The sequence below is a fragment of the Candidatus Igneacidithiobacillus taiwanensis genome (genome assembly GCF_031962545.1).
GTDB classification, from domain to species: Bacteria; Pseudomonadota; Gammaproteobacteria; order Acidithiobacillales; family Acidithiobacillaceae; genus Igneacidithiobacillus; species Igneacidithiobacillus taiwanensis.
In genome coordinates this window covers 1-9,087 of the sequence record NZ_JAVRKK010000092.1, presented here as the reverse complement: position 1 = coordinate 9,087, position 9,087 = coordinate 1, and the positions used below count along the sequence as shown (strand labels likewise).

The following is a 9,087-nucleotide window of genomic DNA, read 5'->3' as shown; positions in this document are numbered from 1 at the left end:
AACTCCCACATGTGCTCGCGGATGTCGTCCATGCGCTCGCCCAAATCCACCGTGCGCCGATCGACGTGGTTGCGCACCCAGGCGGTTGCCGCTTCCGCTTCTTCCGCCTTCAGATTCGTGTCTTGAAAAAAGGCGCCGTGACCGGCTACCCCTTGCTGCGTTGTGTTTTCACTCATCTCGATCACCCCTCTCAGTTGTCGCCGCCGTGGCTTTCGAGCCAGTCTTCGTAATCTTCACGCTTTTCGTCGATAAAGTCTTCGATGACATCGAACAGATTCTCGTCCATGGTCTCGAGAGACTTGAGCACACCGGTCATCTCCCAGATGGTGTACATCTCAACCGAAGTCTTGAGGGAGACCTCCCAAGCGGTCTCTACGGTCTGCAACGTGCGCACCGGAATAGCCTTGCGAAGTACGCGCAGATCACCTTCGACCTTTTGGATATTTGGACCCCAGTCGGGGAAATGGTCGGGTTGGATCATGTCCGGAGAGAGCTGGTTACCCGTGGTAATGAGCTTGAGCATCACACGGCCAAAGGGACGCAGCACATCCTTGGCGGATTGCATGCCATGACGGATAGAAACCTCCCGCATGATCATGACCAGACCACCTGGAGAATTTTTGAACGGACAGCGCGCAGCGCAAGTCATGCATTGGGCACAGGCCCAGATTTTTTCTTGCATGGCGTCGTAAATCTGCTCCACATTCTCCGTCCACAACAGCTGAACGATCTCCCGCGGGCTGTAGTCGTAAAACTGTGCCGACGGACAGGTGGCGGTACAGATACCGCAGTTGAGACAACCATTGAGTTCGTGATCGTAGCGGAAGTCCGCACGGATCTCGTCGAACATCTCTTTCATTTCAGCGTAAGTCGCCATCTACTCGCTCCTCACTAGCATGGGTAAACCGATATCTGTCTGACCGCCACAGCAATCGTCCGTTCCGATCAAATGAACAGGGTAATGTCGGCCTCGCCAGCAAACTCAAAAAAGGCCGCCGCACCACCCAACTCGATGCCATCGATGAAGTCAGCAGTATCGAACTCGAACAGGTCGACGGTCATCTGGCAGGCAACCATTCGAACTTCGGCCTCAACGCATAGCTCCCGCAACTCCTCCAGGCTAGCAACACCCTTCGCCTTCATTTTGCTCTTCATCATAGAAGTCGCCATGCCTTCCATGCCAGGAAGGACCATCATCAAGGTCGGCATCGGCACCGGCATCGGCATCGCCGGGTTTCCCAAAGGACTGACACGCAGATGACTGAGATCTTTCTTGAGCAATTGCAGGCCGTAGAAGGTAAAAAAGATTTCTACGCTGTAGCCGAGCGCTGCAGCAGTGGAGGCCAAAATGAAGGGTGGGTAGCCCCAATCGAGGGTTCCCTTGGTGGCGACGATCGCCAGTTTTTTCTCATCCATAACTCACTCCTCGTTGGCGCCGAAAGACCGCTTTCGACACCCTGAACCGGCTCAGGCCTTCTGAATGAAGAATACGAATTCTCCACCGGCCTCGGCCTGGTCGAGAAGAGGATTCTTAGTCTGCTTGGAAAATGCCTCAAAGTCCTTGACGGCGCCGGGGTCGGTGGCGACGATCTTGAGAATTTGTCCGGCACTCATCTCTCCCAAAGCCTTTTTGGTGCGCAAAATAGGCAGCGGGCAGTTGAGTCCACGGGCATCCAGCAGCTTGTCTTCTTGTACCATTGCAACCTCCACTCACGAGTCAAACATCAGCCAATGTATCAGGATTTGCCTGTGAAGCAAGGCAAAGATTTTGATTTGATGATTAAGTCGGCATATTTCAGCATATTCTTATATGCGATCCTAGACCAGCGGAAAAGAGCGATTCGCCCAAGCTGAAATCCCCCCGCGGAGATTGTATACCTCCCCAAATCCTTGTGCTGCTGCAAACGCACAGGCCTGAGAGGAGCGACCGCCGCTGAGGCAGTAGAATACCACTGGCTGATTCTTGTCCAGCTCCGCGATACTCATGGGGAGCAGATGCAGCGGCACATGCTTTGCCCCGTGGATCATGCCCCGCGCCACTTCCGCAGGCGAACGCACGTCCACAAGGATAAAATTTCGCCCTTGATCTTGCATCTCTTTGAGCTGATCTGCCGTTATCTCTTTAAAACCGTACATGATTCTCAGTTAACTCCAGTAAATCTACTTCCGAATCATATCATTTTTACCCCGGGCATTTCTAACGAATCTCAGCCACCAAGTCGCATCATAAATATTTTTGAAGAGCGACCTCGGTCGACGGTGAAAAGATGTCGCTCCGGTTTGTCTCGCCAGACGCCCGCGGTGATGGCCGCGGACAACTCTTCGACACTCGCACCTCCACGCAGCAATGGCCGCAATTCCAATCCAGCTTCCTGTCCAAGACAGTACACGAGGCGACCCGTGGCGGTAAGCCGGACGCGATTACAGCTTGCACAAAAATTGTTGCTGAGCGGCGTGATGAAACCAATCCGGCTCCCCGCCCCAGCCAGCGTATACAGCCGCGCTGGCCCTTGGTCGCGGCTACTGGCAACGGGTATGAGCTTACCGACTTTGGCTTCGATCGACGCGCGAGCTGCTTGTGCCGAGAAGAACTCCGTGTCTTGACTCGCTATGCCGGCGCTACCCAGGGGCATTGTTTCGATAAAGCGAATATCGAGGTGACGGGCGAGCGCATACTCTACGAGTTCCGGCAAGCTGTGGGCATTTACTCGACGCAACAAAACCACGTTGAGTTTGATGCGCGGAATGCCCGCCGCACGCGCGCAATCGATACCTTGCAATACACGCTGCAGCCTCCCGCCCCGGGTTACTCGTGCGAACGTTTCGGCGTCTAGTGTATCGAGACTGATATTGATGCTGTTCAAGCCCGCTGCCGCCAGCGGTTCGGCGAGGCGATCCAAAAGATAGCCGTTGGTGCTGAGACTGAGCTTGCCGATTTGGAGCTCGCGCGCGAACTGCACGTAGCGTAACAGTTGGGGGTGAATGAGAGGTTCGCCACCAGTGAAGCGCAGATGCTGCAACCCAAGAGCGTGAAAACTCCGTAAGACGAGCTCAATCTCCTCCGCCCGGAGGTGATCGGCATAGTCAAAGAACGGTGTTCCACTCGCTGGACTGCAATACTGACAGCGAAAATTACAATGCTCAGTTAGGGAGAGACGAAGATAGGTGATGCGCCTGCCAAACTGATCCCACAGCTCCCCAGCCGCCGGTATCGATTGCCCGGCGGCCGTGCTGCAGGAGGTAGCATCATCAGCAGCGCTGTCTGCCATGGTACAGGTTGACCACGTGCTGCGCTTCGACGAAGAACAACCAACGTTCTACGCCCAGACCGAAGACGATAGATACCGCTGCAACGACCGCGGCCCATACGGACCCATCAGCCAGCGCAATCGCTAGAGCGAGAATGGGGATGATCACAGCGAAAATATACATAATCACTTTGATGCCGCGCGCCTTGTCGCGTGGCAAAGTATGGCCAAACTCCTCAGTGAGGAAGGTACCAAAGGTATGACCTTGGTCGAGGATGCGTACGGTAAAGCGATTGAAACCCGTGGCGGTGCGGATCGTCGGGCCTGCTGGCCGGGCAATCCAAAAATAGTAAATTGCCTTGAGTACTGCCACCGCCGCGATCAGCGCAAGAGCGATACCAACGAAAGTACCCGCAGTTCCCCCGGTCGCCACGCGAATGGCCGCTAAAACGGTTGCGCCGATAGCGAGTCCCATGGCATAGAAATTCGTAGGGACGAGGGGCGTGTTCCACTGCCGGATGGTGCGTAACACGGCATAGATCATACCCTGGCAGAAGATGGTAATGAGACCGATAACGCCAGCGATGCTGGCAAGGAACAAACCTACTGGGGCTTCCGGTGCGCCGGTGAAAAAGACCCAGGCCAGATAAGCCAGAGCAAAGGGGTAGAAGGCGACGGCAAAGATGCCCTCGCGCGCCAGCCAAGAGGTGCGCCAGCGCGTAAAGGCTCGCCAAGCATTCTTCGGATTGGCCAGATGCGCCGTCGAAGAAAGCATGCCTATGGTGACAAAGACCAAAGACACCAGCACGGCAACGAGAGTTTGCAGGGGGCTCAGGCCACCGTCGATGTGCAAGTCGTTGACGACAGCGACAAGCGCCATCAATCCGAATCCACCACCCGAGAACAAGGTAAGCAAAATAACCGCTAAAGCTGCATGCATGGAAAAATCCTCAGCGCTCGACGACTCGATTGACCCATTCCTTGACCTTGCCGACCGCCTTCTTTTTCAGACTGTCGGTAGGAATCGGGGCGTGGACCCGGGGCGGCAAATAGTGGTTGGTTGGATCGTAATTGAGTTCCGGCATGAGCTGGTACCCGCCCCGTTCACGAACGGCGCGACTGACGGGACTTTCCGGGTCGTCAAAATCACCAAACATACGGGCATGGGCTGGGCAGGTAAGCACACAGGCAGGCTGCCGCTCTTCTTCCGGAATTTCCATGTCGTAGATGCGATCAATGCACAGGGTGCACTTCTTCATGGTGCCGGAAACCCGATCCAGCTCACGGGCGCCGTAGGGGCAGGCCCAAGAGCAGTAGTTACAGCCCATACATTTGCTCTGGTCGACGAGAACGATGCCGTCTTCCGCACGCTTGTGACTAGCGCCCGTAGGACAGACAGTCACACACTCTGCATTTTCACAGTGCATACAAGACATAGGGAAATTCACTGTCTTGTTGTAGGGGTAATCACCGATTTCGTAATGCCGAATTCGGTTGAACCATACTCCCGAGGGTTTGGCACCGTAGGGATTGTAATCGGTGAGCGGTGCCGTCGTACCACTCGTATTCCATTCTTTGCAGGCCACTGCGCAGGCATGACAGCCTACGCAAGTGTCTAGATCGATGACTAAGCCGAGTCTCATCACGCGCTCCTTGGCCAACTCAGGACTTGAGGTTGACGGGTTGATGGGTGTGATATCGCAACACATCCGGCGCAGGGGTAACGCCGGGTAGCGGCTTCATGGTCGGGAAGGTCGGCCAAGTGCCCTCCTCCCCTGGCGCCGCCGGGTAAATCTTGACCATCAGATCGTACCAAGCCGCTTGGCCGGTGATCGGATCGGAGTTGGTCAGACGCCGCTCTCCCTGCTTGGGGGGCAGCAATTCAGAGATCAGATGGTTCATCAGAAATCCGCGAGTCGCCTCAGCGGCATCGGGCTTCAGACCCCAGGCACCCGACTGCTTGCCAATGGCATTCCAGGTCCAGACGGTATCTTCCTGGCAGCCTTCGATCAACTTTACCTGCACGCGGATCTTGCCATTATGGCTCTCGACCCAAACCCAACTTTTATCCTTGATGCCCATCTGCTCGCCGCGTTGACGATTCATGTACAGATAATTCTGCGCAATGATTTGTCGCAACCAGGCATTCTGACTATCCCAGGAGTGGTACATCATCATCGGCCGCTGGTTGACGGCGAAGAAGGGATATTCCTTTTTATCGATACGCTGCTGCTCCAATGGCTCGTAGAAATCCGGCAGCGGGTCGAAGTATGTCGCCAGGCGTTCACGGTCGACGGGATCCTTGGGACAGGGTCCATCGTAGAGCCCCTGCCCGGCGAGACGAAACCGCTGGAAAGTCTCGGAATAGAGCTCGATGATGATGGGATCCGCCGTCGGATTAAAGCCAATTCGCTGCGCCAATTCGAGATACTCTTTGTTGGCGAAGCGATAAAAGCGCATCGACTTGGGCAGGTGATACTGGAAAAAGCCTTGGTTCTCGATGTAGCGCTCCCACTGATTGGGATTGGGCTCACCGCGCAGATGGGTTTCGCCATCCTTACCTCGCCAACCGGCCAGGAAACCGATCCCTGGAGCCCGCTCAAAGTTGGCGATGAAGTCCTTGTAGCCGCTGAACTTGGGCGTGCCATCTTCCTTGGTGAAGGCAGGGAACTTGAGCCGTCCGGCCAACTCCACCATCACATCCTGCCACGGCCGCACGTTACGATCGGGCTTGAGGATTGGGTGGCGGATGGAGTCACAAATGGCGTCTGGCTCGGAGATCGGGCGATCGAGCAAGGAAATGGAGTCGTAACGCTCGAGGTAGGTGGTATCCGGCAAGATCAGGTCACCAAAATTCACCATTTCCGAATGGAAGGCATCGACGACCACCAGGAAGGGGATCTTGTACTCTCCGTTCTCGTCCTTGGCCTTGAGCATTTCCTGCACATTGGCCGTGTTCATGGTGGAGTTCCAACTCATGTTGGCCATGAAGAAGATCAGCGTATCGATGCCATAGGGATCCTTGTTCACTGCGTTGGTGATCACCATGTGCATCAGCCCATGGTTGGCAATGGGCGCTTCCCAGGAGTAGGCCTTGTCGATACGCTTTGGGCGCCCTTCCTCGTCAATTACCAAGTCCTCGGGGGCCGTTGGAAAGCCCAGAGGCAGAGACTTCAAAGGAGTATTCGGCGCACTGTGCTGGGCGGGCTTGTTTGGCGGCGGCACCGGTTTCGGGTAAGGAGCCTTGGCGCGGAAACCGCCGGGGCAATCGATGGTGCCAAGAAGGATCTGCAGCAAATGAATAGCCCGCGCCGCCTGCATACCGTTGGAATGCGCGGAGATGCCGCGCATGGCGTGCATCGACACCGGCCGACCGATAAACTTGTCGTGCTTGCGCCCTGCCCAATCGGTCCACTCCGCCTCGATTTCGATGCTCTCCTTGAAGGCGACGTGCGCCATTTCCAAGGCTAGCCGCTCGATGGTCTCGGCGGGGATGCCAGTTATTTTACTCGCGCTGGCGGGACTGTAGCGTTCATCGAGATAGCGCTCGGCAAGAATCGACATGATGGTGCGCACCGGACGCCCGTCTGGAGTCTGGAATTCGCCAAAGAGGGCGGCCTTGACCCCTGGCTCCATGCCATTGACGAAGGCTTCTTTTTCGAGATCCCAGACCAAGGGATGGCCTTCAGCATCGCGCCAGATCAGGCCATCGCCCTTCTGCCCTGGGGTCTGCACCACGAGGAAGGGAGCATTGGTGTAGCGCAGCAAAAATTCCCAATCGAACTGCTCGTGCTGCAGCAGCACATGCACCATGGCGAGGGCGAACAGGCCATCGGTACCAGGGCGGATGGGCACCCACTCGTCGGCGATGGCTTGGTATCCCGTACGCGCCGGATTGATACCCACAAACTTGCCACCATTGCGCTTGAGCTTTTCGAGGCCGATTTTCATGGGGTTGGACGAGTGGTCCTCGGCGACCCCCCAAAGCATGAAATATTTGGTACGATCCCAATCGGGGTCACCAAACTCCCAGAACGCATGGCCGAGCATGTACAGACCGGCGGTGGCCATGTTCACGGAGCAGAAACCGCCATGGGCCGACCAGTTGAGGGTACCGAACTGCTGTGCCCAGAGACCAGTGAGGGCCTGCATCTGATCGCGCCCGGTAAAAAAGGCCAACTTGTTGGGATCGGTAGCGCGGATGTGCGCGAGCCGCTTGGTCAGGGTCTCGATCGCCTCGTCCCAGGAAATCTCTTCGAATTCGCCGGCGCCGCGCTCGGTTCCCGGCTTACGGCGCAGAGGGTTGCGCAGCTTCGCCGGCGAATACTGCTTCATGATCCCGGCAGACCCCTTGGCACAGAGAACACCTTGGTTGATCGGGTGATTGCGGTTGCCTTGGATGAAGCGCACCTTGTTGTCTTCGACGGTAACCTTGATACCGCAGCGACAGGCGCACATGTAGCAGGTGCTGTATTTGATCTCCTGCTTCTTGTGATCCTCGAATTCCATGACCGTTGCCATCGCCAGACCTCTCTATAAAAGACAATACGCCCATCGGGAAGGCAGAGGGCAGATGGTGGCCGAGCTCGGGTGATAAAGCAACTCAGGTTTTTTGATTTTGTAATAAGAGCGACTTATTTGCCTACCACAGGCAAAGCGGATAAGTTCATCAGGTACAGACCCGTGTGGAGATCCGAAATGAACCGTAGTGACTTCAAGGAACATACGCGCATTACCGTCACTTGGAAAGACAAGGAAGGCAAGCTGCGTCCCGGCAATTTCTACGTCTATGCCCTGCTGAAGGATGCCATGATCGTCCGTGCCACGGACAAAGACGGCCTGCTGCGCAAGCTACCCTTCAGTGATGTGCTACGCATCGTCAAGTGCCAGGAAGTTGCCCCTCAGGACCGCTACATGATCCCGGAAGAAGTCTTGAAAGAGAGCAACTGGAAGGACCGCGACGTAATGGTGCGCTACAGCTCCTCACCGAACCGCGGCAAGTAAACGGACCACATCTAGCTTGGCAACGGCGTCCTCTGGGGCGCCGTTGTCGTATCAGTCTTTTGACTTACCGTTGCCATATGCCCGATTTCCCACCCTCTTTGCGTAAGAGCTGGATTTCGCCGATCTCCATTCCGCGGTCGACTGCCTTGCACATGTCGTAGATGGTAAGCAGAGCGATCGTCACCGCGGTGAGCGCTTCCATTTCGACGCCAGTCTGCCCCTGACAAAGCACCTCAGCCTGACAACGTACCTGGCTGGCCTCAGCCTCCAGGAAAAATTCGATGTTCACTCCGGTGAGGGAGAGCGGGTGTGCCAAAGGGATCAGATCGGCGGTCTTCTTGCTGGCCTGAATGGCAGCGATACGCGCCACGGCGAGCACGTCACCTTTGTGTAGGGTACCGGAGCGTATACGCTCGAAGGTGGCTGGCTCCATACGAATGCTTCCAGAGGCCAAGGCTCGCCGCGCGGTGCTGGCTTTGTCGCCCACCTCGACCATCCGTGCCTCTCCTTGGGAGTTGAAATGGCTAAGCTGCACTTCATCATTCAAGATTTTGGCACTCCTTTTGCTTGGGAAGGATAGAGTTTACTCTTTCATCGGTACCTATGCGTATATTGCGTTTGTCGTTTCCCCTCTGCCTCGCCCTTTTTCTCTATCCGATACTCGGGATGGCGAGTTTGCGCTTTCTGCTGCCACCGGTAAGCAGTCCGACGGTGATGTATGCGGCATTCCAGCCCCTGACTGCCGAACTGGAAAAAACGCTCGGGGAATCTATCGAACTTAGCTTCAGTGCCGACCTGCATCAATTCTACCTAAAGGCAGCAGAAAAACGAGCAC

Annotated in this window: 10 protein-coding genes and 2 pseudogenes; 2 read left to right on the top strand and 10 right to left on the bottom strand. The window is 56.0% G+C overall.

Going from position 1 to position 9,087, the window contains the following annotated elements:
- The 9 genes and pseudogenes from RTI30_RS10480 to RTI30_RS10440 form a co-directional block, all read right to left on the bottom strand.
- Nucleotides 1-176, bottom strand: a pseudogene (locus tag RTI30_RS10480) (heterodisulfide reductase subunit B); the annotation flags it as partial.
- A gap of 14 nt (nucleotides 177-190) precedes the next feature.
- Nucleotides 191-877, bottom strand: a complete 687-nt coding sequence (locus RTI30_RS10475; protein ID WP_312263212.1) for a 4Fe-4S dicluster domain-containing protein — start codon at nucleotides 875-877, stop codon at nucleotides 191-193.
- A gap of 68 nt (nucleotides 878-945) precedes the next feature.
- On the bottom strand, nucleotides 946-1,416 hold the full coding sequence (gene dsrE2, locus RTI30_RS10470) for a sulfur carrier protein DsrE2 (RefSeq protein WP_312263211.1): 471 nt from the start codon (nucleotides 1,414-1,416) through the stop codon (nucleotides 946-948).
- Nucleotides 1,417-1,467: 51 nt separating this feature from the next.
- Nucleotides 1,468-1,698 carry a sulfurtransferase TusA family protein gene (locus tag RTI30_RS10465; RefSeq protein ID WP_312263210.1) on the bottom strand — a complete coding sequence of 77 codons (231 nt, stop codon included), beginning with the start codon at nucleotides 1,696-1,698 and terminating at the stop codon, nucleotides 1,468-1,470.
- A 120-nt stretch (nucleotides 1,699-1,818) separates the two neighbouring features.
- Nucleotides 1,819-2,136, bottom strand: a complete 318-nt coding sequence (locus RTI30_RS10460) for a rhodanese-like domain-containing protein (protein ID WP_312263209.1) — start codon at nucleotides 2,134-2,136, stop codon at nucleotides 1,819-1,821.
- Nucleotides 2,137-2,207: 71 nt separating this feature from the next.
- On the bottom strand, nucleotides 2,208-3,269 hold the full coding sequence (moaA, locus tag RTI30_RS10455) for a GTP 3',8-cyclase MoaA (RefSeq protein WP_312263208.1): 1,062 nt from the start codon (nucleotides 3,267-3,269) through the stop codon (nucleotides 2,208-2,210).
- The gene (locus RTI30_RS10450; RefSeq protein ID WP_312263207.1) at nucleotides 3,250-4,188 is read right to left on the bottom strand and encodes a DmsC/YnfH family molybdoenzyme membrane anchor subunit; all 939 of its coding nucleotides are present in this window, start codon (nucleotides 4,186-4,188) and stop codon (nucleotides 3,250-3,252) included. The genes moaA and RTI30_RS10450 overlap by 20 nt, the downstream gene beginning before the upstream one ends.
- A gap of 10 nt (nucleotides 4,189-4,198) precedes the next feature.
- A complete protein-coding gene (locus RTI30_RS10445) occupies nucleotides 4,199-4,891 on the bottom strand; it encodes a 4Fe-4S dicluster domain-containing protein (RefSeq protein ID WP_312263206.1) in 693 nt (230 codons plus the stop codon).
- 19 nt (nucleotides 4,892-4,910) lie between these two features.
- Entirely contained in the window at nucleotides 4,911-7,769 is a 2,859-nt protein-coding gene (locus RTI30_RS10440) for a molybdopterin oxidoreductase family protein (RefSeq protein WP_312263205.1), read from the bottom strand.
- 177 nt (nucleotides 7,770-7,946) lie between these two features.
- Between RTI30_RS10440 and RTI30_RS10435 the strand changes: the two genes are divergently transcribed.
- Nucleotides 7,947-8,252, top strand: coding sequence for a hypothetical protein (locus RTI30_RS10435; protein WP_312263204.1), 306 nt, complete (start codon nucleotides 7,947-7,949; stop codon nucleotides 8,250-8,252).
- Between the two features lie 64 nt (nucleotides 8,253-8,316).
- Here RTI30_RS10435 and moaC read toward each other — a convergent pair whose 3' ends face one another.
- Nucleotides 8,317-8,799 (bottom strand): cyclic pyranopterin monophosphate synthase MoaC, encoded by a 483-nt coding sequence (moaC, locus tag RTI30_RS10430; RefSeq protein ID WP_312263203.1) that lies wholly within the window; start codon nucleotides 8,797-8,799, stop codon nucleotides 8,317-8,319.
- A 56-nt stretch (nucleotides 8,800-8,855) separates the two neighbouring features.
- On the opposite strand from moaC, the pseudogene RTI30_RS10425 reads away from it, so the two are divergent.
- Nucleotides 8,856-9,087, top strand: a pseudogene (locus RTI30_RS10425) (phosphonate ABC transporter substrate-binding protein); the annotation flags it as partial.

Bases quoted from the DNA above. Each gene is read 5' to 3' on its own strand.
- RTI30_RS10460 (WP_312263209.1), bottom strand. From the start codon at position 2,136: ATGTACGGTTTTAAAGAGATAACGGCAGATCAGCTCAAAGAGATGCAA.
- RTI30_RS10435 (WP_312263204.1), top strand. From the start codon at position 7,947: ATGAACCGTAGTGACTTCAAGGAACATACGCGCATTACCGTCACTTGG.
- RTI30_RS10465 (WP_312263210.1), bottom strand. From the start codon at position 1,698: ATGGTACAAGAAGACAAGCTGCTGGATGCCCGTGGACTCAACTGCCCG.
- RTI30_RS10440 (WP_312263205.1), bottom strand. From the start codon at position 7,769: ATGGCAACGGTCATGGAATTCGAGGATCACAAGAAGCAGGAGATCAAA.
- RTI30_RS10450 (WP_312263207.1), bottom strand. From the start codon at position 4,188: ATGCATGCAGCTTTAGCGGTTATTTTGCTTACCTTGTTCTCGGGTGGT.
- dsrE2 (WP_312263211.1), bottom strand. From the start codon at position 1,416: ATGGATGAGAAAAAACTGGCGATCGTCGCCACCAAGGGAACCCTCGAT.
- RTI30_RS10475 (WP_312263212.1), bottom strand. From the start codon at position 877: ATGGCGACTTACGCTGAAATGAAAGAGATGTTCGACGAGATCCGTGCG.
- RTI30_RS10445 (WP_312263206.1), bottom strand. From the start codon at position 4,891: ATGAGACTCGGCTTAGTCATCGATCTAGACACTTGCGTAGGCTGTCAT.
- moaA (WP_312263208.1), bottom strand. From the start codon at position 3,269: ATGGCAGACAGCGCTGCTGATGATGCTACCTCCTGCAGCACGGCCGCC.